Genomic DNA, 26,211 nt, shown 5'->3' on the forward strand with positions numbered 1-26,211 from the left:
GGATGTTGGAAAAGATCAATAAGCCCAATGATATTCATAAGATCGCCCTGGCGGATTTTCCGCTTCTGGCAGAAGAAATCAGACAGTTTTTAATTGAATCGGTCAGCCGTACAGGCGGACATCTTGCGTCAAACCTGGGAGCGGTGGAGCTGACTCTTGCCCTTCATAATGTGCTGGATCTTCCTCAGGATCGGATCATATGGGATGTGGGACATCAGGCATATACACATAAGATCCTGACAGGAAGAAAGGAAGGCTTTGCAAAGCTCAGGCAGGAAGGCGGCATGAGCGGTTTTCCAAAAAGAAAGGAAAGCGACTGTGATGCTTTTGATGCAGGTCACAGCTCCAATTCCATTTCGGCAGGTCTGGGGTATGTGAGAGCCAGAGATCTTCTGGGACAGAATTACCGGGTGGTATCTGTGATCGGCGACGGCGCTCTCACAGGAGGAATGGCGTATGAGGCCATGAACAATGCGGCAGAGCTGAAAACAAATTTTATTATTGTACTCAATGACAACAATATGTCCATATCAAAAAATGTAGGAGGAATGTCTTCCTATTTAAGTGCTTTGCGCACAGCAGAGTCCTATACAGGAATGAAGATCAATGTGACAAAAACACTGAAAAAGGTTCCGAAAATAGGTCCGGCCATTGTGGACACCATGCGAAAAACCAAAAGCAGCATCAAGCAGCTGATCATTCCGGGAATGCTGTTTGAAAATATGGGGATTACCTATCTGGGGCCGGTTGACGGACATAATATGCGCCAGATGATGCGGCTTTTTAATGAGGCAAAACGAGTAGAAGGTCCGGTGATCGTCCATGTTCTCACAGAAAAGGGAAGAGGTTATACGCCGGCCTGTGTTCATCCGGACCGTTTCCACGGGACAGGTCCTTTTGACATAAAAACAGGAAAACCTTTGTCAGTAAAGAAAAGTCTTACCTATACAGACGTTTTTGCAGACACTGTGACAGCTCTGGGAAAAGAGCAGAAAAAGCTGGTGGGGATCACTGCGGCAATGCCTGAGGGAACCGGACTAAAAAAATTCGGACAGGAATTTCCGGACCGTTTTTTTGATGTGGGAATTGCGGAAGAACATGCAGTGTCGTTTGCAGCAGGTCTTGCCCTGGGCGGCATGATCCCGGTGGTGGCTATTTATTCATCCTTTTTACAGAGGGCAGTGGATCAGATCCTGCATGATGTGTGTATGCAGAATCTGCATGTGATCTTTGCCATTGACCGGGCAGGACTTGTAGGCGCTGACGGAGAAACTCATCAGGGATGCTTTGACCTGTCATATATGACCATGATACCAAATATGACGGTGATGGCACCCAAAAATGCATGGGAGCTTTCAAAAATGCTGGAATTTTCCTCATATATGTCAGGTCCCTGTGCGATCCGTTATCCAAGAGGAAGCGCATATCAGGGGCTGGAAGAGTTTCAGAGTCCCATCCAGTATGGAAAAAGTGAGGTTCTTTACCGGGGAGAAAAAACAGCGATCCTGTCAGTGGGAAGTATGACTGCAGTGTGCGAGCAGGTTTACAGGCAAATGAAGGCAAAAGGTGAGAATCCAACCTTTGTAAACGCAAGATTTGTCAAGCCTCTGGATACCACCCTTCTGGATGAGCTGGCAAAGGATCACAGCCTTTTTGTAACTGTGGAGGAAAATGTAAAAAACGGCGGTTTTGGCGAACATGTGGCAGCTTATATGGAAGCCTGTCATCCGGAGGCGAGGGTACTTCCCATTGCTATCTGGAACCGCTTTGTGGAGCATGGAGAGGTTGACAGTCTGAGAGCTAAGATCGGTCTGTCTCCGGCAGAAATCTTCAGCGCCATAGAAAATGAATTAAAGGAAGAAAAATCAGAAGAGGACGGGTATAAGGAGCAGAAATGAAGAAACGACTTGACCTTTTGATGGTGGAACGGGCCCTGGCGCCATCCAGAGAAAAAGCAAAGGCATATATTATGTCCGGGGATGTATACGTGGACGGACAGAAAGAAGACAAGGCAGGAACCATGTTTCAGGAAACGGTTAAGATTGAGGTAAGGGGAAATACCCTTCCTTATGTAAGCCGCGGAGGGCTGAAGCTGGAAAAGGCCATGAATCATTTTGATGTAACTCTTGACAAAAAAGTCTGCATGGATGTGGGAGCTTCCACCGGAGGATTTACAGACTGTATGCTTCAGAACGGAGCAGTAAAGGTTTATTCCATTGATGTGGGATACGGACAGCTTGACTGGAAGCTTCGCAACGATCCCCGTGTAGTGTGCATGGAAAAAACAAACATCAGGTATGTGGTTCCGGAAGATCTTCAGGAGCCGGCAGATTTTTCTTCCATTGATGTGTCCTTTATTTCCCTTACCAAAGTTCTGCTTCCGGTCAGAAATCTTCTTACGGAGAACGGAGAGATTGTGTGTCTGATCAAGCCGCAGTTTGAGGCAGGCAGAGAAAAGGTTGGAAAAAAAGGTGTTGTCCGCGATCCGGCAGTACACCTTGAGGTTATCGAAAAAGTGATCGCATATGCGCAGTCCATTTCTCTTGAACCGCGTCATCTTTCTTTTTCACCTATTAAGGGACCGGAAGGAAATATTGAATATCTTCTTCATCTGAAAAAGCAGCCGGAGGGAACTCTGACAGAGTCTGCTCTGGAAGTGGAACCGGAGGCTGTTGTGCGTCAGGCACACGACCAGCTGGATTAGGGAAGGGATACTATGGACAGGTTTTATATTATTACAAACAATGCCAAGGACAGAGATTTTAAACTGACTGAGGAAATAGAGACCTATCTTACTTCTCATGGAAAAGAATGCAGGGTACAGCAGGCAGAACTCAAACAGAAAGGAAAATTCCACTACACGGATCCGGATCTGATTCCTGAGGGAACTCAGTGTATCCTTGTGCTGGGCGGAGACGGAACTCTTCTCCAGGCGGCGAGAGATGTGGTGCACAGAGAGATCCCTCTTCTGGGAATGAATCTGGGAACCCTGGGATTTCTGGCAGAGGTGGACAAAAATTCCATTTATCCGTCTCTGGATCAGCTGATGGCAGATGATTACGAGATTGAAGAGCGGATGATGCTCACCGGCAGTGTGGTGAGAAACGGGAAGGTCATTGGCGAGGATGTGGCGCTTAACGATATTGTGATCTGCAGAGAAGGACCGTTAAGGGTAGTCCGTTTTAAAAATTATGTAAATAACGAATATCTGAATTCTTATAATGCAGACGGTATCATTATTTCCACGCCTACGGGATCTACGGGCTACAGTCTGTCCTGCGGAGGACCGGTAGTGTCTCCGGATGCGTCTATGACTCTGATGACCCCCATTGCGCCCCATACCATGAATACAAGAAGTATTATTTTTCCGGCAGAGGATGTGATCACAGTGGAGATTGGTGAGGGAAGAAGACAGAATGAAGAAAAAGGTCTGGCTTCTTTTGACGGAGACACGGTGATCCCAATGGTGACCGGAGATAAAATTATAATAAAAAAGGCTTCAGTAAGCTGCCGGATACTGAAACTGAACCATTTAAGCTTTGTAGAAGTGCTGAGGCAGAAAATGCGCGATAATTAAGGCACCGGACGGAGGTATATTGTGAAGGTAGCAAGACATGAAAAAATAAAGGAACTGATCCAGCAGTATGATATTGATACGCAGGAAGAGCTTGCGTCCCGTCTTAATGAGGCGGGATTCAAGGTTACACAGGCAACGGTGTCAAGAGATATCCGCGCCCTTAAAATGATGAAGGTAACAGGAAAAGACGGAAAATCCCGTTATGTGATCCTGCAGGAGCTTCCTACAGAACTGGGAGAAAAATATACCAGAGTGCTTCATGATGCTCTTCTTACCATTGATCAGGGACAGAACATTCTGGTGATCCGCACAGTTCCCGGTATGGCAATGGGCGTGGCGGCAGCGTTGGATGCTCTGAACTGGGAGGAAATCCTGGGAAGTATTGCAGGCGACGATACCGTTATGTGTGTGGCCAGAACACTGGAGGAGGCTTCCAGTGTGGCAGAACGTTTAAAAAGTATATTGCAGAAATAGGAAGGCGAGAAAATGTTAATTCATCTGCATGTAAAAAATCTTGCTCTGATCGAGGACATTGAGGTAGAATTCGGTCCGGGGCTTAATATTCTTACAGGAGAGACAGGAGCAGGAAAGTCGGTTCTTCTTGGGTCCATGCAGCTGATCCTTGGGGGACGGACTGCCAGAGATATGATCCGTACAGGCGCTTCCAGCGCGCTGGTGGAGCTTTTGTTCCAGGTAGAAAATAAAAAAGCAGAGGCGGCTCTCAATTCTCTTGGAGTTTTTACAGAAGAGGGACAGGTTCTTCTTTCACGAAAGATTACGGATGGAAGAAGCATTAACAAGATCAACGGCGAAACCTGTACGGTAGGTCAGATGAAGGCGGCGGCAGAATGTCTTCTGGATATACACGGTCAGCATGAGCATCAGTCCCTTCTGTATCAGGACAAACAGCTGGAGATCCTGGACGCATATGGAAGAGAAAAGATACGGCCGGCAAAAGAAACTGTGAGACAGTCTTACAGGGAATACCAGAAATGTATGAAGGCTCTGAAAGAGCTGGATACAGATGAAGAACAGAGAAACCGGGAAAAGGCGTTTCTGGAATTTGAGATCAGTGAGATCGAGAAGGCACACCTGCTTTTGGGCGAGGATGAAGAACTGGAAACGCTTTATCGTAAACTGAACAATGGAAAGCTGATTCTTGAAACCCTTCAGAGCGTTCACAGTCTTACAGGGTATGATTCGGGACAGGGAGCAGGAGAAGCAGTGGGAACCGGAGTCAGGGAGCTTTCCAGGGTTACAGAGTACGATACTCAGCTGGAATCTATGGCAGAAACTCTTCAGGAGATTGACGGGCTTCTCAATGACTTTAACAGGGAACTTTCCTCTTATGTGGAGGATTTGAGCTTTGATGATGAAACCTTTTATGAGACAGAGAAACGTCTGGATCAGATCAACGGGCTGAAAGCAAAGTACGGACGCACCATAGAGGATATCCTGGAATACCAGAATACACAGCAGCAAAAACTGGAAAAACTTGCCAGACATGAGGAAAATTTCCTGGAAGCTCAGAGAAATCTGAAAAAAGCAGAAGAGCAGCTGGAAAAAGATTCGTATGTTTTGTCAGAAATCAGGAAAGACTACAGTAAAACCTTAACAGAAAAGATCATTGAAGGTCTGCGTGACCTGAATTTTCTTGATGTTAAATTCCGCATTGATTTTCAGAGAAAGCAGGAATTTACAGATAACGGATATGACAGCATTGAATATGAAATTTCCACAAATCCCGGCGAGAGTGTGAAGCCTCTGGGAAGAATTGTTTCCGGCGGTGAGCTGTCCAGGATCATGCTTGCCATCAAGGCTATTCTTGCAGACAGAGATCAGATAGAAACGTTGATTTTTGATGAGATCGATACAGGTATCAGCGGAAGAACTGCTCAGAAAGTATCAGAAAAAATGGCTGTGATCGGAAGCTGCCATCAGGTTCTGTGTATTACGCACCTTCCTCAGATCGCCGCAATGGCAGATACTCATTTTGAGATCGAAAAGCATCAGAAGGAAAGTGAGACGATCACGGAGATCCATCCTCTTGGAGAAAAGGAAGCAGTCCGTGAGCTTGCCAGACTTCTGGGCGGAGCTGAGATCACAGATGCTGTTCTCAAAAATGCAATGGAAATGAAAGAATTGGCACAGGTACATAAAAATACAAGAGTGAAATAGAAACATTCACCGCATAATAAGAGAGGATGACAGAAGAGGTTGTTCTCTCTTTTTTATTATGCGAAAGGATGTGACAGAATGAACAGAAGAGGAAGATACAGAAAATTTCTTTTCTGGTGTCTTGGGCTGGATGTACTTGCTATGAGCTGGCTGGGATACCGTTATATGGACCGCAAGGTTCCTGATGAGATACATGTGTCAGAGAGCAGCGCCCGGGAGGTGCAGAAGCTTCTGGAGCATCCGCTGCTGGAATTTGATGATGCGATCACTGTGTCCGGTGAGGGCAGTTACCTGCTTCCCTGCAGACTTTTGGGAATGATACCATTTAAGGATATTAAAGTGACTCCTACAGAAAGCAGCTCTGTGTATGTAAGCGGAAGCACTGTGGGAATTTATATGGAAACAGAGGGCGTTCTGATCATTGATACAGGAGAGATTCTGTGTGAGGGAGGAACTGCCAGGGAGCCGGCAAAAAATATTGTCAGACCCGGAGATTACATTGTGGCATTTAATGAACAGAAGGTAACGGACAAAAAAGATCTGATGGAGGATCTGGAAGTTCTGGACGGAGATGATGTGACTCTTGACGTCATAAGGAACGGAGAGAAAATTCCGGTGTCACTGACTCCTGTAAAAGACACCGGAGGAGAATATAAACTGGGTATCTGGGTACGTGACAATACTCAGGGTATCGGAACTCTTACCTGTGTGGATGAAAAAGGCCGCTACGGCGCTCTGGGCCATGGAATCAGTGATGTGGATACCGGGGAGCTTCTTCACATCAGTAAAGGCGCTTTATACCAGGCAGAGATCCTTGGAGTGCAGAAAGGACAGAGCGGAAGTCCGGGAGAGCTTTCAGGGCTGATACGGTATGAGCCCGGGCGGATCATAGGCGCTGTTGACACAAACAGCAAAAACGGTATTTATGGTTCCTTTTATGACAGAAGAGCCGGAATCCCCATGAAAAAAACAGAAGTAGCTTATAAGCAGGAGTTGGAAGTGGGACCGGCATCCATTCTCTGCTGTGTGAACGGAAGCGTAAAGGAATATGATGCGGAAATCACCAGGATTGACATGAACCATGAAGACACGAACAAAAGCTTTGTGATTCATGTGACAGATCCGGAACTTTTGGAGATCACAGGCGGGATTGTTCAGGGAATGAGCGGAAGTCCTGTACTTCAGAACGGGAAATTTGCCGGGGCAGTAACTCATGTATTTGTACAGGACTCAACAAGCGGATATGGGATTTTTGCGGAAACCATGCTGGAAAATATAAAAGGGTAATAAATGTTTCAGAAAAACAGACACAGAATCAGATTGTAAAACCAGTTTTTGCAGGAAATGCAGAAAAATGTAAAAACAGGTCAGAACAGCGGAAACCCTCATAAAACTGCACAAAACCAGGATTTAAATCCAGGAGAGAATGTGGTTTTATGAGGTAAAATGTACTTAAATCTCGAAAGAAGGCGAAAGAAAAACCGGCATTTCACCCAGTTTCGGCTTGATTTCGCCTGTGATGTTCTACTATAATAGCTGTGACATGAAAGAGAAAACGAAAATTCACCACAGCTGTGGAAGGGCGGCTGTGAAAAATGAGGAGGGAATTGGTCTTATGGAGAAACTAAATGTAGCAGTTGCAGATGATAACGAGAAAATGGTAGAAGTACTGGGGAGAATGATTGAAGAAGATCATGATCTAAAACTGGTGGGGAAAGCGCACAACGGAGAGGAAATTTGTAATATCATCAGGGAAAAAGAGCCGGATGTAGTCATTCTGGATATTATCATGCCGAAGATGGACGGACTGACTGTTATGGAGAAGTGCAGCCATGACCAGACGGTAAAGAAACTGCCGTCTTTTATTGTAGTATCGGCAGTGGGACAGGAGAGGATCACAGAAGATGCATTTAATCTGGGAGCAGACTACTATATGCTGAAGCCCTTTGACAACCAGGTGCTTCTGAACAGGATCAAGCATCTGCGCCGCTCCGGAGACAGAAGGAACCGTGAGCCGCTGCTCCGTCAGGCAGTGCAGGAAGAAAAGGCAGATTACGGAACTCATAATCTGGAGGGAGATGTGACAAATATTATCCATGAGATCGGGGTTCCTGCGCATATTAAAGGATATCAGTATCTGAGAGACGCCATTATTCTGGCAGTTAATGATATGGAAATGCTGAATTCCATTACCAAGGTTCTGTATCCCACCATTGCAAAGAAACATCAGACAACGCCAAGCCGGGTGGAACGCGCTATCCGTCATGCCATAGAAGTGGCGTGGAGCAGAGGAAAAATGGATACCATTGACGAGCTGTTCGGATATACGGTAAGCACAGGAAAAGGCAAGCCTACCAACTCAGAATTTATTGCTCTGATCGCAGATAAGATTCGGCTGGAATACAAAAAACACTCTTTTAAATAGAAGTGAGTTGGAGTATAATAAAAATAACTTCAAGTCATTAAGGAGGGGTATTTACAGATGAAAAGGATTTTATTTGCAACATCAGAGGCAGTACCGTTTATTAAAACAGGAGGTTTGGCAGATGTAGCGGGGGCGCTTCCGAAATATTTTGATAAACGCTATTTTGATATCCGTGTTATACTTCCGAAATATGCCTGCATGAAACAGGAATGGAAAGATAAAATGGAATATGTGACCCATTTTTATATGGATCTTGGCTTTAAGAACTGTTATGTGGGTATCATGCAGATGCAGTATGAGGGGATTCAGTTTTACTTTATTGACAATGAATATTATTTCAGCGGACCAAAGCCATATGACAGCGCTCCGTGGGATCTGGAAAAATTTGCATTTTTCTCAAAGGCAGTCCTTTCCGTCCTTCCTGTAATCGGTTTCCGCCCGGATGTGATCCACTGTCACGATTGGCAGACCGGCCTTGTTCCTGTGTATCTTCATGACTCTTTCCAGCAGAATGAGTTTTTCAGAGGAATCCGTACAGTTATGACTATTCACAACCTGAAATTCCAGGGTGTATGGGATGTAAAAACTGTAAAAGAAATCACAGGTCTGTCCGATTATTATTTTGCTCCGGATAAACTGGAAGCTTACAGAGATGCCAATTTCCTGAAAGGCGGAATTGTTTTTGCGGACGCTGTAACAACGGTAAGTAATACATATGCGGAAGAGATCAAGACACCGTTTTACGGAGAAGGTCTGGATGGGCTGATGTGCGCCCGTTCCAACAGCCTCAGAGGAATTGTCAACGGAATTGATTATGATGTGTTTAATCCGGAAACAGATCCTTTTATCACACAGACTTATAATGCCCGGAATTTCCGCAAGGAAAAAGTAAAAAATAAACTTCAGCTTCAGAAAGACCTGGGACTGGAGGTTGACCCGAAGGTAATGATGATCGGAATCGTCTCTCGTCTTACAGACCAGAAAGGCTTTGACCTTATTGCTTATGTGATGGATGAAATGTGCCAGGATGCAGTTCAGTTTGTGATCCTTGGAACCGGAGATGAGCGTTACGAAAATATGTTCCGTCATTTTGACTGGAAGTATCACGGAAAGGTTTCTGCCCAGATCTACTATGACGAGCCGATGTCCCACCGTATTTATGCAGCGTCAGATGCGTTCCTGATGCCTTCTCTGTTTGAGCCCTGCGGTCTCAGCCAGCTGATGAGCCTTCGTTACGGAACCCTGCCGATCGTTCGCGAGACAGGCGGACTTAAGGATACGGTTCAGCCTTACAATGAGTTTGAGGGAACAGGAACCGGATTCAGCTTCCGAAACTACAATGCCCATGAGATGATGGATACTGTGAGAAATGCCGAGAGAGTATTCTACGACAACAAGAGAGAATGGAACAAACTGGTAGACCGGGCTATGGCTGCGGATTTCTCCTGGGGACATTCTGCAAGCCAGTATGAGGAAATGTACAACTGGCTGATCGGTGAATAAAACCATGATTTTCTGAGATACTATCTTTTGTAAAATAACATTGAGGAGGTAGTATCATGACAGATATTTCAGAACTTGATTTACAGAATCTGCGTCATCTGATCGGCGGATTTGAAACCACACACTGTAAAATGCAGGACTATGCACAGAAAGCGGAAGATATGGAAGTAAAACAGTTTTTCCAGAAATCCGCGCAGTCCGCACAGCAGACAAAGCAGCAGCTTATGCAGTTTTTACAGTAGGAGGTGGCACAGATGAATGAAAAAGCGATGGTAGCAGATACCCTGGCAGGCATTAACGGAGAACTTGTACGTTATGGCGAAATGATCCCTCAGACAGAGAATCCTGAACTGAAACAGACTCTGAAACAGATCCGTAACCAGTGCGAGATGTCTCAGGAAGAGATTTATAAAATCGCCCGCACAAAGGGATATTATGTTCCGGCTGCAAAGGCAACCAGAGAAGAAGTAGAACATGTTCGTTCTGTATTGAACCAGGGTTGATAACGTGTGTAAAAAGGCTTCCGCAGAGAAATCTGCGGGAGCTTTTTGCGCATATTGTCAGAACAGCAGCATAGTCTGATAAAAAGTGCTTTGGAGAAGCTATGCTGAAAAAAGAAGACTATGAACCGGGGCTCTGGACAGAAGAAAAAAATTTGACTGTGGAGGAAACAAGATTGCCTTTTTCAGAGGAACTGGAAGGGGGAATTCCTCAGTTTGAAGAAAAAAAGAAAATGTCTGTTGAAACAAAAATGGTTCCTGCCCAGAATGAAAGCTATCAGAATTTTATTGTCCGGTATAACCGCAATGTGGACGGGAATGTCAGCTATGAATCAGACAGAAGCTTTCAGATCATCAATGAACTTTTTGGAGTTCTTTATATACCGGCTTCTCAGGTACCGGAATCCGTGATCAACAGCTATTCGTATTTTTCCATTCCCAAGTGTTATACATATATGGATCAGGGAAGTCTGAATGCTTCGGGTATCAATCGGCTTCATGAGCATCCATACCTGAAACTGAGAGGAGCCGGAACATTGATCGCGATCATTGATTCCGGGATAGATTACACTCATCCGGCATTTCGAAATGGAGATCAGAGCCGGATCGTAAGTATCTGGGATCAGAGCCTGCCTTCAGGAAAATCGGAGGAAGTGCCCTATGGACAGGTTTTTACCCGGGAAGAGATCAACAGGGCGTTACAGTCTGAAAATCCGCAGGAGATTGTTCCTTCTACAGATACCAACGGACACGGAACACGGCTTGCTTCGATAGCAGCCGGAAACAGAGATCTGAGAGAAGGCGTTTCCGGGGCAGCGCCGGAGGCGGAACTGGTAATTGTAAAACTGAAGCCTGCAAAAGAATATCTCAGGGATTTGTATTTGATTTCTCCTGAGGCTGAGGTGTTTCAGGAGGATGATATTATGCTGGGGCTTTCCTATGCGATAAAATGCGCCCTGCATCATCAGAAGCCTCTGTCCATGTGCGTGGGTCTGGGAAGCAGCCAGGGATCCCACAAAGGAGACGGGCCTTTAAGTCAATATATCAGCAGTATTGCTGATTTTACGCAGAACTGTGTGTCTGTGGCAGCGGGAAATGAAGGTCTGGCAAGACGTCATTATATGGGGCTTCTGGATGACAAAAATACTTCTGATGTTCTGGAAGTGAGAGTAGGGGAAAAGGAGGCCATGCATGGATTTTCTATGGAATTCTGGGGAGAGGCGCCTGATTTTTATAATGTAACCATTCAGTCTCCCACAGGGGAGAGGCTGCCGGTAAGCAGCGCTCTAAAATATGGAACACAGGAGCTGTCCTTTGTATTTGTGGAAACAAGGGTGATGGTAAACTATGTTCCAATAGAAAGAAGATCCGGAAACACGCTGATCTTTTTTCGCTTCCTTCATCCTGCGGAGGGGATCTGGAAACTGGAAATTTCAGGAAGGCTGAATAGTTCTGCAAGATTTCATGTCTGGCTTCCGGTACAGGGGATGATATCAGAGGAAACTTATTTTTTGGGATCCTCTCCGGAGTATACAGTAACTGCGCCGGGAGACGCAGCAAACGGAATGACTGTGACTGCTTATCAGTACAGAGATAACAGCCTTTACAGCAAAGCCAGCAGAGGCTATAACACAGACAATGTAGTAAAGCCTGATTTTGCAGCGCCCGGGGTGGATATGCAAACTGCCGCTTCAGGGCCGGCAGGAAGATACACACAGGCATCGGGAACAAGTCTTGCAGCTGCGCAGACCTCAGGCATTGCAGCTCTGTTATTTGAATGGGCCATTATTCGCGGCAATGAGCCGTTTTTTTCCGGGAACAGTGTAAAAAATTATTTGAGAAGAGGAGCAGTCAGAGAAGAAGATATGCAGTATCCGAATCCGGAATGGGGATATGGAAGAATAGATCTGTATCACACCTTTGAGCTGCTGACTTAATCAGAATATTCAGATGGCTTTTTACAGGGAAAAGAATGTTTGCTAAAAAAGTACACAAAAATCTCTTCTGTTTTTTGGTGATATTTAATACAAAAACTTTTAGTCAAACTAATTGTTTTTGTATATTTTGTCTGGTATAATAAACAAAACAATCTCAGACATATGAGAAAAGAAACGGGAGGTTTTTATGAAACGAGGGAGTATTTTTGAGCTGGATGGGATACCCAGGCTGCGTGAAGCCTGCCCTCTTGCTCTTCAGCAGGTAGTTGCAATGATCGTCGGCTGTGTTACACCGGCAATTATCGTGGCAGGAGCCGCCGCAGGCGGTCTGAATTCGGAAGATCGTGTGATCCTGATACAGGCTTCTCTGCTCATGTCCGGGCTCGCAACATTACTCCAGCTTTTTCCTATTGGAAAAAAAGGAAAATTTGCAATTGGCTCAGGACTTCCCATGATCATGGGAGTCAGCTTTGCCTATGTGCCAAGTATGCAGGCTATTGCGGAAGGATACGGGGTTGCGACGATTTTTGGCGCGCAGATCGTAGGTGGTATCGTGGCCCTTATTATGGGGCTTCTGGTAAAAAAGATACGAGTGTTTTTTCCGCCTCTGATCACAGGAACAGTTGTGTTTACTATAGGACTGTCTTTGTATCCTACAGCCATTAACTATATGGCAGGAGGAGTGGGAAGTGAAAACTATGGATCCTGGCAGAACTGGCTAGTTGCATTTTTTACCCTTGCAGTGGTGACAGCTCTGAATCATTTTGGAAAAGGTATCTGGAAGCTGGCGTCTATTCTTATTGGAATTATTGCAGGTTATATTGTGTCGATCCCGTTTGGAATGGTGAATCTTTCCAGTGTGGGAGAGGCAGGTGTAGTCCAGTTCCCTGAGTTTATGCATTTTGGTATAGAATTTGAGATTTCTTCTTGTGTGGCTATTGGAATTCTGTTTGCCATTAACTCTGTACAGGCTATCGGAGATTACTCTGCAACTACGATCGGAGCCATGAACCGGACACCTAAGGACGGAGAACTTCAAAATGGTATTGTGGCTTATGGACTGACTAATATTTTAAGCGCCTGCTTTGGATGTCTGCCAACAGCAACTTACAGTTAGAATGTTGGTATTGTCACCACAACAAAGGTTATTAACCGATGTGTTCTGGGACTGGCAGCAGTAATTCTTGCTGTGGCAGGTATTGTTCCGAAATTTTCAGCGCTGCTTACTACCATTCCTCAGTGTGTGCTTGGAGGAGCAACGGTTTCTGTGTTTGCTTCTATAGCAATGACCGGAATGAAACTGGTAGCTTCCGCGGAAATGGATTACCGCAATTCTTCAATCGTAGGTCTTGCAGCAGCGCTGGGAGTAGGTGTTTCTCAGGCAACAGCAGCGCTTTCTACTTTTCCGGAATGGGTTACGGTAATTTTTGGAAAATCTCCGGTAGTGCTTGCAACAATCATTGCTGTGCTTCTGAATGTGATCCTCCCCAAAAGCAGGGATGAGAAAAAAGAAGAAGAGCGTAAACAAAAAGAAGTAGAAGAACAATTAGAGAGAGATCGCAGAGAATTTGCGGAATAACAGACATCATAAAAGAAGCTGCCAGCGGCAGCTTCTTTTATGATGTCTGGTGATTTTTATTTTCTGTAAACAAATACAGGAAGTCCGTCCTCTCCCAGAGGTACGTTGACACTGCCCTGAACAAGCGGAGTCACATATTTTATAAATTCTTCTGATACATCAGAACCGTTTTCGGTGATCCATTCAGCCGGAACTTCTTTTTCTTCATTGCAGATCAGATTTACATCTTCCAGTCCACATTCCATTTTATAGGAGCCGTCGTCAGCCTGACAGCGTACAAAGGAAACCATTTTGCCTGTCTCGCCGTTTAAAGCAGCCTGAACGCCGAAACGTCCGGCGGAAACAGCTTCCTCCTGATCAGCGGCGGAGATAAGAGAAGCAGAGCAGCGCTGACTTACATTCAGTTCCACAGAACGGGCCTTTACGCCAAGACGGTCACGAACCAGATTTTCCAGATATTTTCCGCAGCCTGCAAGCATTTTATGACCAAAGGTATCTGTACCTACAGAACTGTCATATTCACAGATAAAGGTACCGTCTGCGTCATGGATTCCTTCAGAAACGCACACAACTACATTACAGTTCTTTTCAAAAGCGTTTTCTACATCTTTGAGGAATTTTTCTGTATCAAAAGCGCTTTCCGGGAGATAAATAAAGAAAGGATTGTCGCCTTTGTATTTACGGGCAAGGGCAGAGGCAGCAGTAAGCCAGCCGGCATGACGTCCCATAATCTCAATGATGGTTACGGATTTTTTTTCATAAACACTGGCATCCAGAGTGATCTCACGTACTGTTGACGCTACATATTTTGCAGCGCTTCCGTATCCCGGGGTATGATCGGTATGAACAAGGTCATTGTCAATGGTTTTCGGTTCGCCGATCACGCGGATAGAGCTGCCTGTCTGAGCAGCATACCGGGAAAGTTTGCTTACAGTGTCCATGGAGTCGTTGCCTCCGATATAGAAGAACCAGCCGATATTCAGTTCTTCAAATTTCTGGAAAAGAAGAGGGTAAATCGGATCTTCCAGAGATTCCGGAAGTTTATACCGACAGGAGCCAAGGTAAGCGCCTGGTGTATGTTTCAGATGATCCAGCTGTTCGCCTGGCAGAGCTTCACGGAAATTCAGAATCCTGTCCTCAAGAAAGCCTTCGATTCCGTTTACCATACCGTAAACTTCGCCAATTTCATCAGAATGAGCAATTCCCTCGGAAACCACTCCGTAAAGACTGCTGTTGATCACTGCTGTAGGGCCGCCGGACTGTCCGACGATCAGATTCTTTTTTGTCATTTTGTACCTCCGATATGGATAATTGTAGGATTTCTTACTGATGCAAGTATACCACATGAAGGAAGGAATGACAAACAGAGAAAAAACTCAGTTACAGTACAGTAAAAGTTATGAATAGTAACACAGCTTATCGGGAACGAATGAACAGCAACAGTTACAGTGAAGGTCGTGAACAGTAGCCAGAAACAGAAAAAGGCTTCGTTGTATTTTAAACATTCTTATATTATAATGGATTTATTCAGAAAAAGACTGCGGCTTTTTGTCCGGAAGGCTGCACTGTACATTTATCATCAGAACAGGAGAAGATTATGAGAGCATATGAAAGATTGTTGAATTATGTAAAAATCCATACAACAAGTGATGAAAACAGCAATACAACGCCAAGTACCAGACGCCAGTTTGACCTTGCAGAGGTTCTTTCAGAAGAAATGAAAAATCTCGGAGTGAAGGACGTAAGAGTGGATGAGAACTGTTATGTATACGGATCTATTCCGGCAACTCCGGGGTATGAGGACAAACCTGCCATTGGACTGATTGCCCATCTGGATACTGCTCCGGATTTTTGCGGAGAGCATGTAAATCCACAGATCCACAGAAATTACAGCGGAGAGGATATCGTTCTTGGGGACAGCGGAAAGGTACTTTCTGTCCGGACGTTTCCTCATCTTAAGAAATTGAAGGGAAGAACACTGATCACTACAGACGGCACTACTCTTCTGGGGGCGGATGACAAGGCCGGGATCGCAGAGATCATGACAGTTGCGGAAGAGCTGCTTAAAGGAACCATGCCTCACGGAAAGGTATGCATTGCTTTTACCCCTGATGAAGAGGTGGGAAGCGGCGCAGATAAGATGGATATTCCGGGATTTGGAGCGCAGTATGCCTATACGGCAGACGGCGGCTGCGAAAATGAAATCGTATACGAGAATTTTAATGCCAGTGATGCCATATTTAAAATTACGGGATTTAATATTCATCCGGGCGAAGCCAAAAACAAAATGGTAAATGCAGCGCTTGTTGGAATGGAGATCAATAGTATGCTTCCGGGACTGGAAACTCCTGCGCATACAGAGCTGTATGAAGGCTTTTTCCATCTCTGTGAAATGGAAGGCACTGTAGAAAAGGCAACCCTTCAGTATATCGTCAGGGATCACAGCGCAGCTTCTTTTGAGGCAAGAGAAAATACTCTGAGACATATTGAAAAGCTTATGAACGAAAAATATGGTCAGGGAACGGTAAGACTTGAAATCCATGAACAGTACCGCAATATGGCAGAAAAAATTGAACCGTGTATGCAGCTTGTAGATTATGCAAAGGATGCCATCAGAGAGCAGGGAATGGAACCGGATACAGATCCTATCCGCGGAGGCACAGACGGATCACGGCTCAGTTTCCGGGGACTTCCCTGTCCGAATCTTGGAACAGGCGGCTATGCGTTCCATGGACCATATGAGCATATTACGGCAGAGGGAATGGATACAGCAGTCAATGTGATGCTGGGAATTTTAAAGAGATTTGCACAGTAACAAAAAAAGGATGTGAGTAATCACATCCTTTTTTGCCGCTTATAAGAATTATTCCTGAGGACCTGCTGCAACAAGAGCTTTGCCAGCTTCGTTTCCTTCGTATTTAGCGAAGTTCTTAACGAATCTCTGTGCAAGATCTTTTGCTTTTACTTCCCACTCAGAAGCGTCTGCGTAGGTGTCACGAGGATCAAGAATGTTTGTATCAACGCCCGGAAGCTCTGTCGGAACTTCAAAGTTGAAGTGCGGAATAGTCTTGGTCGGTGCGTTGTTGATGTCTCCGTTAAGGATTGCATCGATGATACCACGAGTATCTTTGATGGAGATACGTTTTCCGGAGCCGTTCCATCCTGTGTTTACAAGATAAGCTTTAGCGCCGTTTGCTTCCATCTTCTTAACAAGCTCTTCTGCGTATTTTGTCGGATGAAGCTCAAGGAAAGCCTGTCCGAAGCAAGCGGAGAAGGTTGGTGTAGGCTCAGTAATTCCACGCTCTGTACCAGCAAGTTTAGCTGTGAAACCAGACAGGAAGTAGTACTGAGTCTGCTCTGGTGTAAGAACAGATACTGGAGGCAGTACGCCGAAAGCATCTGCGGAAAGGAAGATTACGTTCTTAGCTGCAGGAGCTGCGGAAACCGGACGAACGATATTGTCGATGTGGTCGATCGGGTAGGAAACACGAGTGTTTTCTGTTACGCTCTTATCATCGAAGTCGATCTTTCCGTCTTTGTCAAGAGTAACGTTCTCAAGAAGAGCGTTACGTCTGATCGCATTGTAGATATCCGGCTCAGAATCTTTGTCAAGGTTGATAACTTTTGCGTAGCATCCGCCCTCAAAGTTGAAGATACCGTTGTCATCCCAGCCATGCTCGTCATCACCGATCAGGAGACGTTTCGGGTCTGTGGAAAGAGTTGTTTTACCTGTTCCGGAAAGTCCGAAGAAGATAGCTGTGTTTTCTCCGTTCATATCTGTGTTTGCAGAGCAGTGCATGGAAGCGATGCCCTTAAGCGGCAGATAGTAGTTCATCATGGAGAACATACCTTTTTTCATTTCTCCGCCGTACCATGTGTTCAGGATAACCTGCTCACGGCTTGTGATGTTGAAAAGAACTGCTGTCTCAGAGTTAAGACCAAGTTCTTTGTAGTTGTCTACTTTAGCTTTGGATGCGTTGTATACTACGAAATCCGGCTCAAAGTTCTCAAGCTCTTCCTCAGTAGGAACGATGAACATGTTCTTTACGAAATGAGCCTGCCAAGCTACTTCAACGATGAAACGGATAGCCATACGTGTGTCATGGTTAGCGCCGCAGAAAGCGTCTACTACGAAAAGTCTCTTATTGGAGAGCTCTTTCAGAGCAAGCTCTTTACAGCTGTCCCATGCTTCCTGGGAAGCCGGATGATTGTCGTTTTTGTACTCATCGGAAGTCCACCATACAGTATCTTTGGAGTTTTCATCCATAACGATGAATTTGTCTTTAGGTGAACGGCCGGTATAGATACCAGTCATAACGTTGACTGCGCCAAGTTCACTTTCCTGGCCTTTTTCAAAGCCTTCAAGCTCTGGTTTTGTTTCCTCTTCGAATAACATTTCATAAGAAGGATTGTGTACGATTTCTGTGGTTCCGGTAATGCCGTACTTGGTTAAATCAATTTTTGCCATCTTACATTTACCTCTTTTCTTAAAATAGTAATAGGATAACAGCCTGACTGTCAGACCTTATGTTATCTTGTGAAAGAAGTGGAACTATAGCTTTCCTCTATATATTATACATAAATGCGGGACAAAATCAACTGAAAAATAATTTTTTAACAATGCAAAAAAGTCAGTAAAATGTTTCAGATACAAAACTGGACAAAAATTACCCGAAATATAGGTGTTATACGATCCCGATAGGGAAAAACTTTGCTATAGCAGCCGAAATCAAAGGAATTATACAGCCGATAAAAAGTATTTTACGGGGGATGCAAGATACGGCAGAGTATTATGGAATATGAAGGAAGATATGAAATAAATGAAAAGGCAGTAGTAAAAAGAAGGAACGGAGTGGACGGTGACGGGCGTAAAGTTTCCGCCCGTGCGGCGGCAGCATCCAGGGCTCAGAATGGAATCATAGAAGAAAAATCTTTTGGCAACGGAGCCTCAAAAACAAGGCTTTTGTCATCAAAAGGATGGTTTAGAAACAATTTCCAGGCATGGAGAGCAGCTCTTGTAAAAGGAACAGGTGCATGAGATGCCGGAGTATTTCCGTATAAGGTATCGCCCAGAAGGGGATGCCCGATGGCGTTCATGTGCACACGGATCTGGTGAGTCCGTCCGGTATCCAGACAGAGCGTGACAAAAGACCAGTCGGAGGTACTGTGGATCACCTGATAATGGGTGACGGCGGTCTTAAAACTTTTGTTTGGAGCTGTTACCGGACATTGGGATGCGATATTTTTTTCAGGATTGGCAGGAAAGGCGTCGGAAGCAAGGTTGTCTGACAGCCATGCAGTCATCTTACGGGAATCTTTGGGATCCGGACCAATGGGAAGACTGATGGTGTGTGCACATGAAAAAAACTCCGAAGAGGATGGAAGCATATTTTTTTCAGAGCAGGGATCAACAGGCAGGTATCCTGATACCACAGCCAGATATTGTTTTTTTAACTGATTGTGGAAGCGCTGCGCCTGAAGCCTGGCAGCTGCGGTCTGATTTTTGGCAAAGATAACGATTCCCGAGGTTTCACGATCCAGTCTTCCTACAGGGCGGATAACAATGTTTTCATTTCTGGAACAAAAGTACCGGGAAACCTGATTGGCAAGACTGTCGCAGTAATGCCGTCCGGAGGGATGAGTGACAATTCCTGCCGGCTTGTCTACCACAAAAAGATCCTGATCTTCGTACAGGATTTTCAGCGGTGGCAGAGAAGTATCAGACGGGAATTCCAGATGTGCAGAACTCATACCAGGCTCTTCCAGACATACAGTGATCACATCTCCCGGAAAAACAGACTCTGTGACCCGGCATTGGATTCCGTTTTTGCAAATTCCCTGTGGGCGGAATTTTGCCTGGGAGATCTGATGTTTTGTCAGTCCTCCCTGTAAGCGCAGAACCTGGCCGACTGTGTGTGAATTGGAATTTTCATTTACAGTAAAGGTAAGAATACGTTCCATATGTTTCCTCCCGAGAATTTTAGAGAGCTAAAATAAAAATATCCGGAATCCATTTTAGAATTCCGGATATCTGTAATAGCAGGGGATGAGAGAATCGAACTCCCACCAAAGGTTTTGGAGACCCCTATCATACCATTTGACCAATCCCCTGTATGTGCATCAAACAAAAACATTATACTACGAAAGAATCTGTTTGTCAAGACGGAGATGGAGGGATTTGAACCCTCGCGCCGGTTACCCGACCTACCGCATTTCGAGTGCGGACCCTTCAGCCTCTTGGGTACATCTCCATGACAAATTTTATTATATCGGCTGTTTCGGGGAAAGTCAAATTATTTTTGGAATCTGTTTCTTGACGCATAGAAAAAGCTATACTATATTATAAGATAAAAAGAATTCAGCAGACAGGAGGAATTATGAGCAGAAAAAAAGAAGCAGTTTTAAAAGCTGCAGAAAATCTTACAGAGAATTATGACAGGGAAGAACTGTTTATGCCCAAAAATGGCAGAAGCCTTCCTAACAGATCTGTGATCATTGATCTGGTGAGAGATCTCCGGTCTGTAATATTTCCGGGATATTTTGGAGAGGATACAGCGGCAAGATTGTTTCCGGAGCAGTTTACAGCTTTTCTTTTGAATGATTTTTATGACAGACTGAAAAGTCAGGTGGAAATTGCATTTCTTTATGCAGATCAGGATATGCAGAAAGATGAGGCATGTGCAAGAGCGGAAACTATTTGTGATGTTTTTTTTGAAAAGCTTCCGGAAGTGCAGAAAAAACTTCTGAAGGATGTCCAGGCGGGATTTGACGGAGACCCGGCGGCAAAAAGTAAGGAAGAGATTATTTTTTCCTATCCGGGACTGTTTGCTATTTATGTATATCGTCTGGCTCATATTCTTTATATAGAAAAGGTTCCGTATATTCCACGTATTATGACAGAATATGCTCATGGAAAAACCGGAATTGATATTAATCCGGGAGCAACCATTGGAGACTATTTTTTTATTGACCATGGTACCGGAGTTGTCATTGGCGAGACAACAGAGATCGGAAAAAATGTAAAGCTGTATCAGGGGGTAACTCTGGGGGCGCTTTCTACCAGACAGGGGCAGCAGCTTGCGGATGTGAAACGTCATCCGACGATCGGTGATAATGTGACGATTTATTCTAATTCTACGGTCCTTGGAGGAGAGACGGTGATTGGTGAGAATACGATCATAGGAGGAAATACTTTTATTACCTCGTCGATTCCTGCCAATACGAAGGTAAGCGCAAAAAGTCCGGAGCTTGTAATCAAAAAGCCAAGGAACACAGTTTCCAAAGCTGACGTGTGGGACTGGGAAAATTAACCGGATCAGGGATAAGATCAACAGAAAACAGGAGTGTCTGTACTGCTGTATCAGCCTGCAGAACAGGCACTCCTGTAACTTTTTAAAAAAAAATAAAATTTTTTCAAAAAAAGTGTTGACATTTGGGTTGAGGTATTATATACTAACGAAGTCGGTTGAGGGAAACACAAAAAACTCTCACAAGACAAACACTTGCGGGTGTAGTTCAATGGTAGAACACCAGCCTTCCAAGCTGGATACGTGGGTTCGATTCCCATCACCCGCTCTTATGCGATAGTGGCGTAGTTGGTAACGCGCGACCTTGCCAAGGTCGAGACCGCGGGTTCGAGCCCCGTCTATCGCTCTTAAAAGTCAGGAACTTGTTCCTGACTTTTTTGTTTTATTCTTTTATCTGATAAGCAACAAGAGCAATATTCCAGTATCCCTGTTTATTCAGTTCTCTTTCAAAATCACGGATTTTTTCCACACAGTTATCAGGAAGCTCCGCAGGTACTGCGGAAGAATATGAATTCGTGGTTTTGTTTTCTGTATCTGGCTCCATTACATGTCCTGCCTTTCCTGTCCGATTACTCCATATAAAGAAAGAAGATAAAGACCACAGAGTCCTACCAGTCCGTAAATGATCCGGGATATCCAGCTCATGCTTCCGAAGATCAGAGATACCAGATTCAGGTTAAAGAAGCCGATCAGTCCCCAGTTGACCGCGCCTATAATAGTAACGGTCAGTGCAAAATACTGTAAAAATTTATAATCCATAAGTCACCATCCTTTCATGCATATAGTATTTCGAAAAAATAAAAAAATATTCGCAGCATTTTTCAGCTGCGAATATTTTAACAAATTCTACGCTATATCAAAGAATGTCTGAGCGTTTGCATTACTTCCATGTTTTACATAACAAATTATTTGATTTTCAATATCTGAGAAGCAACCGTTCCGCCGCCGAAACTGAAGGCTTCTCCTGCCTGGAGTGTTACGTCCGATTTATCCTGAAGAGTAAAGGCCTGGCATACAGTAACTGCCTGTCCCGGCTGAACTTCAGCCATAAACTGATCAATGGCTTCGTCATCTGCTTCCGGAATTGCAGGTTCCAGAAGAGTTCCGTTCTGATAAGCCTGGAGACTGACATCAACCATGGCGCTGGAAGCAGAAGTTCCGTTATTGCTGTAATCATAATATACAAGAAGACATGGCGCTCCGGCAAAATCAGTTGTCACCCGATGCTGTTTATAGTGAATGGTAAATTTGTCGTTACTCATATCAATCTTACCGTCTGCAGACGCCTGAGGCGCTTCCTGCTCAGGCTGCGTTCCAGAAGCTTCCATTTCTTCCAGAGACTGATTGATCTCATCCTGTACATTTGTAAAGTTTGCGGACATCATGCGAACGGTTTCTGCATCCAGAGATACGATCTTCCACTGTCCTCCTGCTTTAATAAGAGGATAGGAAATTTCTGCTTCTGCAAACTTATCTTTGACAGTTTTGGATTTTTCCTCCAGAAGGGCTGCGAGCTTCTGCTGTGTCTGTTCCTCAGTAAGCTCCTGACCGGAAAAAGCAGTGGAAACAATCTGTTTTAAAAATTCGGTAATAGTTTCCTTATAAATATCTGATCCGTCAATATATTTGATTTTTGCGGTAACAGTGGCAGTTTCGCTGGCAAGATTGAAATTGATTTTTTTGATCTCATAGGTCATTTTCTGGTTGACGCCCTGGAAAAATGCGTGGTAAGCTTCATTTGTAATATCTGCGTTGTCAAGAGCGGACATGTCATTGCTCTGAAGCAGGGATTTCATTCCCTCAAAATTCATAGTACGCACATGTTCCAGAAATGATTTGACTGTGGAGACAGGCTTCTGGCGCTCCATAAAGTAGCAGCCTGCGCCGGCAGCTGCGGCAATCAGCAGGACTACAAGAAAAATGATCAGTCCTTTTTTCTTCTTTTTCTTTTTGATAGGAGAGGTGTTTTCGGAAGCAGTAATCTGTCCCTGACTGTTCTCCTGATTTTGTTGATCCATAGCTCCTCCTTGTTTTTATAAATAGTCTTTTGAAAGTGTCTGTGTAAATGTTACATAATTTATTATACCAGAGCACACGGTTGGTTGACAAGATTATCCTGTATCTCAGGAATAAATGTTGTGGTCGGCTCTGTTTGCAGCAGTCTGGTAAAATATAGTTCAAAAACATAAAATACTTTAGAGGACAATGGTTACATATAAATTACAGGAAGGAAAGAAAAAGGGAATAAAATAAAAAATAACTGGCAGAATGAGATGCAGGAGGAATATAGATATGGTAAAAAGATACAGACAGTTTTTCAGATCAGATGCAGACGGACTGAGAATCTCAGCGCTCAGTATCTGTCCGGAGGAAATGCCGTATAAAGGCGTGATACAGCTGGTACATGGGATGAGCGAACACAAGGAACGGTATGAGCCGTTTATGGAGTACATGGCTTCTCTGGGGTATGTGGCAGTGATCCACGACCACAGAGGACACGGGCAGAGTGTCCGCTCCGGGGATGATCTGGGATATATGTACGGCGGAGGGGCGGACGCCATGCTGGCGGATATTGCCAGTGTCAACCGGCAGATCAGAGAGAAATTTCCGGATCTTCCACTGATCCTCATGGGACATAGCATGGGTTCTCTGGCCGTGCGGGCTTTTGCAGCAGAGCATGATGACTGTATGGATATGCTGATCGTCTGCGGTTCACCCAGCAACCGGCGGGCGAGAATTGCAGGAACTGTGATCGCAAAGCTGGAAGGAAAGCTGTTTGGAATGAAACACAGAAGCCGTCTTTTGGAAATGCTGTCCTTTGGAAATTATGCAGCCAGATTCAGTGAGGAAAAGAACAGGAATGCATGGATCTGTTCGGATCCGGAGGTATATCAGGCGTATTCGGAATCAGAGCTTTGCGGATTTACGTTTACGGATGACGCTTATCTGGCGCTGTTCCAGCTGATGAAAAGAGCCTATGATGTGAAACACTGGAACTGTACGAAGCCGGATATGCCTGTTCTTTTTATCAGTGGGGCAGACGATCCGTGTATGGGTAATGTTCGTCAGTTTGCAGCGGCAGTTCAGAAAATGAGAGAGGCAGGATACAGGGATGTAAAAGGCAAGCTTTATCCTGGAATGCGTCATGAGATCCTGAATGAAAAAGACCGAGAGCGGGTATTCAGAGATATCTCGATATATATCAGGAAGAAAGGTTTCTGAGTATAAGAAACTTCCTGAATAGAAGGTTCTTTTCTGTCCATACTATGGAGGAATATATCTGTATGGATAAAGGAGAGAACTCTGTGAAAAAAATACGAAAAATAATTTTTATATGCCTTTTATGTGTTCTTTGTCTGGCGGGCTGCGGAAGGTCAGAAAAACAGACGGAGGACAGAGGTGAGCTTGTGTTAGTGTCCGCACAGCGCTGTGTTGAAAGGTGTAAAAGCCGGGGAGATGTCCCCGGCTTTTTCCTTGACCGTAAGCACCCGGATTGGTATAATATTCTCCGGGTGACCGGCAAAAACTAAGACTTTGTATATGTATGGACCTGAAAAGCCGGATTCATTTAGTGCGAAAACACGAAGGAGAAAAATAAATGAGAGCAAGCGGTGTTTTAATGGCTGTTTCAAGCCTTCCGTCAGAATATGGAATCGGGTGTTTTTCCAGAGAAGCTTATGAGTTTGTGGATCAGCTGGAAAAAGCAGGTCAGCAGTATTGGCAGATCCTTCCTCTTGGTCCCACAGGATATGGAGACTCTCCTTATCAGTCCTGTTCTACCTTTGCGGGAAATCCATATTTTATTGATCTGGATGAACTGGTGAGGGAAGGACTTCTTACAAAAGACGAATGTACTTCCTGCAGCTGGGGAGATGATCCTGGCTATGTGGATTATGAAAAAATATATAACGGCAGATTTCCACTTCTCAGAAAAGCCTATGATAGAGCAGATCTGGGAAACGACAGAGAATATCAGAGTTTTGTGCGGGAGAATCAGATCTGGCTGAAGGATTATGCTCTTTATATGGCGATCAAAAACAGCAGGAACGGAGAGAGCTGGCTGGACTGGCCTAAGGAGCTGAAAGACCACAGTTCCGGATATGTAAAAAGAGCGGAAAGCGAGCTGGCAGAGGACGTGGGATTTTACTGTTTCCAGCAGTATCTTTTTGAAAAACAGTGGAGAAAACTGAAATCCTATGCCAACAGAAAAGGGATTAAGATCATAGGTGACGTGCCTATTTATGTTGCTCTTGACAGCGCAGATGTGTGGGCTGATCCGGAGCTGTTTCAGATTGATGAGGACTGTAGTCCGAAGGCTGTGGCAGGCTGCCCGCCGGATGCGTTTTCTGCCACCGGACAGCTGTGGGGCAATCCTCTTTATGACTGGGAAAGGCATAAAGCTACCGGTTATGCGTGGTGGATACAGAGAATGACCTACTGTATGGAGCGGTATGATGTGGCAAGAATAGACCATTTCAGAGGCTTTGACGAATATTATTCTATTCCTTACGGAGATATTACAGCAGAAAACGGTCACTGGGAAGACGGCCCGGGTCTGGAACTTTTTGACGTGCTGAAAAAGAATGTGCAGAAGCTTTGCGTGATCGCAGAGGATCTTGGATTTTTGACTGACAGTGTGGTAAAACTTGTGAAGGATACAGGATTCCCGGGAATGAAGGTACTGCAGTTTGCTTTTGACGGAAGTGAGAACAGCGAATATCTTCCTCATAAATATGACAGAAACTGTGTGGTGTATACAGGAACTCATGATAATGAGACAACAAAGGGATGGCTGGAAAGGCTGCAGGGACATGACAATGAGTTTGTACGTGCATATATCAACTGCTATGACAGACCTGTGAATGACTGTGTATGGGGGCTGATCCGTACAGCTTTGGCCAGTGTGGCAGATCTGGCTGTCATTCCTGTTCAGGATTATCTGTGCCTGGGCAACGAAGCAAGACTGAATGCGCCTTCCACTTTGGGACTGAACTGGAGATGGAGAATGCAAAAAGGACAGCTTTCAGATATTACCCTTTATACAATGGGAGAACTGAACCGGATCTACGGACGTCTGAAAAAGGAAGAACCGGCGCCGGAAACAAAAGAGCAGTCAGGTGAAGAGAATCCGGAAGAGGAACGGGAAGAAGACAACACAGAATGTTGATCAGTACCATCTCTGCTATATATGGAGGCTGTAAAATC

The 26,211-nt window shown here is 44.8% G+C and carries 21 protein-coding genes, 4 tRNA genes and 1 pseudogene; 18 read left to right on the forward strand and 8 right to left on the reverse strand.

Features of this window, described 5'->3' with window-relative positions; all coding sequences use genetic code 11:
• Positions 1-2: 2 nt before the first annotated feature.
• From dxs to LU279_RS09390, 12 genes and pseudogenes are all read left to right on the forward strand, one after another.
• A complete protein-coding gene (dxs, locus tag LU279_RS09335; protein WP_274422274.1) occupies positions 3-1,898 on the forward strand; it encodes a 1-deoxy-D-xylulose-5-phosphate synthase in 1,896 nt (631 codons plus the stop codon).
• Complete coding sequence (locus LU279_RS09340; protein WP_274422275.1) at positions 1,895-2,704, forward strand: TlyA family RNA methyltransferase; 810 nt, start codon at positions 1,895-1,897, stop codon at positions 2,702-2,704. Before dxs ends, LU279_RS09340 begins: the two co-directional genes overlap by 4 nt.
• 12 nt (positions 2,705-2,716) lie before the next feature.
• Positions 2,717-3,577, forward strand: coding sequence for an NAD(+)/NADH kinase (locus tag LU279_RS09345; RefSeq protein WP_274422276.1), 861 nt, complete (start codon positions 2,717-2,719; stop codon positions 3,575-3,577).
• A 21-nt stretch (positions 3,578-3,598) separates the two neighbouring features.
• The gene (gene argR / locus LU279_RS09350) at positions 3,599-4,051 is read left to right on the forward strand and encodes an arginine repressor (protein ID WP_138269984.1); all 453 of its coding nucleotides are present in this window, start codon (positions 3,599-3,601) and stop codon (positions 4,049-4,051) included.
• Positions 4,052-4,063: 12 nt separating this feature from the next.
• Positions 4,064-5,755 (forward strand): DNA repair protein RecN, encoded by a 1,692-nt coding sequence (gene recN, locus LU279_RS09355; protein WP_274422277.1) that lies wholly within the window; start codon positions 4,064-4,066, stop codon positions 5,753-5,755.
• A gap of 78 nt (positions 5,756-5,833) precedes the next feature.
• The gene (spoIVB, locus tag LU279_RS09360; RefSeq protein ID WP_274422278.1) at positions 5,834-7,042 is read left to right on the forward strand and encodes a SpoIVB peptidase; all 1,209 of its coding nucleotides are present in this window, start codon (positions 5,834-5,836) and stop codon (positions 7,040-7,042) included.
• A 328-nt stretch (positions 7,043-7,370) separates the two neighbouring features.
• Positions 7,371-8,180, forward strand: a complete 810-nt coding sequence (gene spo0A, locus LU279_RS09365; protein ID WP_274422279.1) for a sporulation transcription factor Spo0A — start codon at positions 7,371-7,373, stop codon at positions 8,178-8,180.
• Positions 8,181-8,237: 57 nt separating this feature from the next.
• Positions 8,238-9,683, forward strand: coding sequence for a glycogen synthase GlgA (gene glgA / locus LU279_RS09370; RefSeq protein ID WP_274422280.1), 1,446 nt, complete (start codon positions 8,238-8,240; stop codon positions 9,681-9,683).
• Between the two features lie 56 nt (positions 9,684-9,739).
• Entirely contained in the window at positions 9,740-9,925 is a 186-nt protein-coding gene (locus LU279_RS09375) for a hypothetical protein (protein ID WP_274422281.1), read from the forward strand.
• A gap of 12 nt (positions 9,926-9,937) precedes the next feature.
• Positions 9,938-10,186 (forward strand): spore coat protein, encoded by a 249-nt coding sequence (locus LU279_RS09380; RefSeq protein ID WP_274422282.1) that lies wholly within the window; start codon positions 9,938-9,940, stop codon positions 10,184-10,186.
• 101 nt (positions 10,187-10,287) lie between these two features.
• Positions 10,288-12,120 (forward strand): S8 family serine peptidase, encoded by a 1,833-nt coding sequence (locus tag LU279_RS09385; RefSeq protein WP_274422283.1) that lies wholly within the window; start codon positions 10,288-10,290, stop codon positions 12,118-12,120.
• Between the two features lie 187 nt (positions 12,121-12,307).
• Positions 12,308-13,699 (forward strand): annotated as a pseudogene (locus tag LU279_RS09390) (uracil-xanthine permease family protein).
• A gap of 56 nt (positions 13,700-13,755) precedes the next feature.
• Here LU279_RS09390 and LU279_RS09395 read toward each other — a convergent pair.
• Positions 13,756-14,988, reverse strand: coding sequence for a 6-phosphofructokinase (locus LU279_RS09395; RefSeq protein ID WP_274422284.1), 1,233 nt, complete (start codon positions 14,986-14,988; stop codon positions 13,756-13,758).
• A gap of 308 nt (positions 14,989-15,296) precedes the next feature.
• On the opposite strand from LU279_RS09395, the gene pepT reads away from it, so the two are divergent.
• Positions 15,297-16,514 (forward strand): peptidase T, encoded by a 1,218-nt coding sequence (gene pepT / locus LU279_RS09400; protein ID WP_274422285.1) that lies wholly within the window; start codon positions 15,297-15,299, stop codon positions 16,512-16,514.
• Positions 16,515-16,562: 48 nt separating this feature from the next.
• Here pepT and pckA read toward each other — a convergent pair whose 3' ends face one another.
• The 4 genes from pckA to LU279_RS09420 form a co-directional block, all read right to left on the reverse strand.
• Positions 16,563-18,167 (reverse strand): phosphoenolpyruvate carboxykinase (ATP), encoded by a 1,605-nt coding sequence (gene pckA, locus LU279_RS09405; protein WP_274422286.1) that lies wholly within the window; start codon positions 18,165-18,167, stop codon positions 16,563-16,565.
• Positions 18,168-18,604: 437 nt separating this feature from the next.
• The gene (locus tag LU279_RS09410; protein ID WP_274422287.1) at positions 18,605-19,660 is read right to left on the reverse strand and encodes an RluA family pseudouridine synthase; all 1,056 of its coding nucleotides are present in this window, start codon (positions 19,658-19,660) and stop codon (positions 18,605-18,607) included.
• Between the two features lie 79 nt (positions 19,661-19,739).
• A tRNA-Trp gene (locus LU279_RS09415) sits at positions 19,740-19,810 on the reverse strand.
• 52 nt (positions 19,811-19,862) lie between these two features.
• Positions 19,863-19,950, reverse strand: a tRNA-Ser gene (locus LU279_RS09420).
• A 126-nt stretch (positions 19,951-20,076) separates the two neighbouring features.
• Here LU279_RS09420 and epsC point away from each other — a divergent pair.
• The 3 genes from epsC to LU279_RS09435 all read left to right on the forward strand — a co-directional run bounded on the left by epsC (position 20,077) and on the right by LU279_RS09435 (position 21,352).
• The gene (gene epsC, locus LU279_RS09425; protein ID WP_274422288.1) at positions 20,077-21,009 is read left to right on the forward strand and encodes a serine O-acetyltransferase EpsC; all 933 of its coding nucleotides are present in this window, start codon (positions 20,077-20,079) and stop codon (positions 21,007-21,009) included.
• Between the two features lie 194 nt (positions 21,010-21,203).
• Positions 21,204-21,274 (forward strand) — tRNA-Gly (locus LU279_RS09430).
• A 5-nt stretch (positions 21,275-21,279) separates the two neighbouring features.
• Positions 21,280-21,352, forward strand: a tRNA-Gly gene (locus LU279_RS09435).
• A 36-nt stretch (positions 21,353-21,388) separates the two neighbouring features.
• On the opposite strand, the gene LU279_RS09440 is transcribed toward LU279_RS09435, so the two are convergent.
• From LU279_RS09440 to LU279_RS09450, 3 genes are all read right to left on the reverse strand, one after another.
• A complete protein-coding gene (locus LU279_RS09440) occupies positions 21,389-21,550 on the reverse strand; it encodes a hypothetical protein (RefSeq protein ID WP_274422289.1) in 162 nt (53 codons plus the stop codon).
• Entirely contained in the window at positions 21,550-21,765 is a 216-nt protein-coding gene (locus LU279_RS09445) for a DUF378 domain-containing protein (protein WP_274422290.1), read from the reverse strand. The genes LU279_RS09440 and LU279_RS09445 overlap by 1 nt, the downstream gene beginning before the upstream one ends.
• 146 nt (positions 21,766-21,911) lie before the next feature.
• A complete protein-coding gene (locus LU279_RS09450) occupies positions 21,912-23,024 on the reverse strand; it encodes a DUF5067 domain-containing protein (RefSeq protein ID WP_274422291.1) in 1,113 nt (370 codons plus the stop codon).
• 274 nt (positions 23,025-23,298) lie between these two features.
• On the opposite strand from LU279_RS09450, the gene LU279_RS09455 reads away from it, so the two are divergent.
• Positions 23,299-24,228 carry an alpha/beta fold hydrolase gene (locus tag LU279_RS09455; RefSeq protein ID WP_274422292.1) on the forward strand — a complete coding sequence of 310 codons (930 nt, stop codon included), beginning with the start codon at positions 23,299-23,301 and terminating at the stop codon, positions 24,226-24,228.
• Positions 24,229-24,604: 376 nt separating this feature from the next.
• Positions 24,605-26,173, forward strand: a complete 1,569-nt coding sequence (malQ, locus tag LU279_RS09460) for a 4-alpha-glucanotransferase (RefSeq protein ID WP_274422293.1) — start codon at positions 24,605-24,607, stop codon at positions 26,171-26,173.
• Positions 26,174-26,211: the final 38 nt, after the last annotated feature.

This window comes from Blautia sp. XA-2221, from assembly GCF_028767025.1.
GTDB lineage: Bacteria > Bacillota > Clostridia > Lachnospirales > Lachnospiraceae > Blautia_A.

Coding starts and splice junctions, on each gene's coding strand:
- LU279_RS09375 (WP_274422281.1), top strand. CDS start 9,740: ATGACAGATATTTCAGAACTTGATTTACAGAATCTGCGTCATCTGATC.
- LU279_RS09395 (WP_274422284.1), bottom strand. CDS start 14,988: ATGACAAAAAAGAATCTGATCGTCGGACAGTCCGGCGGCCCTACAGCA.
- LU279_RS09345 (WP_274422276.1), top strand. CDS start 2,717: ATGGACAGGTTTTATATTATTACAAACAATGCCAAGGACAGAGATTTT.
- LU279_RS09450 (WP_274422291.1), bottom strand. CDS start 23,024: ATGGATCAACAAAATCAGGAGAACAGTCAGGGACAGATTACTGCTTCC.
- pepT (WP_274422285.1), top strand. CDS start 15,297: ATGAGAGCATATGAAAGATTGTTGAATTATGTAAAAATCCATACAACA.
- LU279_RS09340 (WP_274422275.1), top strand. CDS start 1,895: ATGAAGAAACGACTTGACCTTTTGATGGTGGAACGGGCCCTGGCGCCA.
- recN (WP_274422277.1), top strand. CDS start 4,064: ATGTTAATTCATCTGCATGTAAAAAATCTTGCTCTGATCGAGGACATT.
- glgA (WP_274422280.1), top strand. CDS start 8,238: ATGAAAAGGATTTTATTTGCAACATCAGAGGCAGTACCGTTTATTAAA.
- epsC (WP_274422288.1), top strand. CDS start 20,077: ATGAGCAGAAAAAAAGAAGCAGTTTTAAAAGCTGCAGAAAATCTTACA.
- LU279_RS09455 (WP_274422292.1), top strand. CDS start 23,299: ATGGTAAAAAGATACAGACAGTTTTTCAGATCAGATGCAGACGGACTG.
- spo0A (WP_274422279.1), top strand. CDS start 7,371: ATGGAGAAACTAAATGTAGCAGTTGCAGATGATAACGAGAAAATGGTA.
- LU279_RS09410 (WP_274422287.1), bottom strand. CDS start 19,660: ATGGAACGTATTCTTACCTTTACTGTAAATGAAAATTCCAATTCACAC.
- LU279_RS09445 (WP_274422290.1), bottom strand. CDS start 21,765: ATGGATTATAAATTTTTACAGTATTTTGCACTGACCGTTACTATTATA.
- LU279_RS09380 (WP_274422282.1), top strand. CDS start 9,938: ATGAATGAAAAAGCGATGGTAGCAGATACCCTGGCAGGCATTAACGGA.
- malQ (WP_274422293.1), top strand. CDS start 24,605: ATGAGAGCAAGCGGTGTTTTAATGGCTGTTTCAAGCCTTCCGTCAGAA.
- dxs (WP_274422274.1), top strand. CDS start 3: ATGTTGGAAAAGATCAATAAGCCCAATGATATTCATAAGATCGCCCTG.
- LU279_RS09385 (WP_274422283.1), top strand. CDS start 10,288: ATGCTGAAAAAAGAAGACTATGAACCGGGGCTCTGGACAGAAGAAAAA.
- LU279_RS09440 (WP_274422289.1), bottom strand. CDS start 21,550: ATGGAGCCAGATACAGAAAACAAAACCACGAATTCATATTCTTCCGCA.
- pckA (WP_274422286.1), bottom strand. CDS start 18,167: ATGGCAAAAATTGATTTAACCAAGTACGGCATTACCGGAACCACAGAA.
- spoIVB (WP_274422278.1), top strand. CDS start 5,834: ATGAACAGAAGAGGAAGATACAGAAAATTTCTTTTCTGGTGTCTTGGG.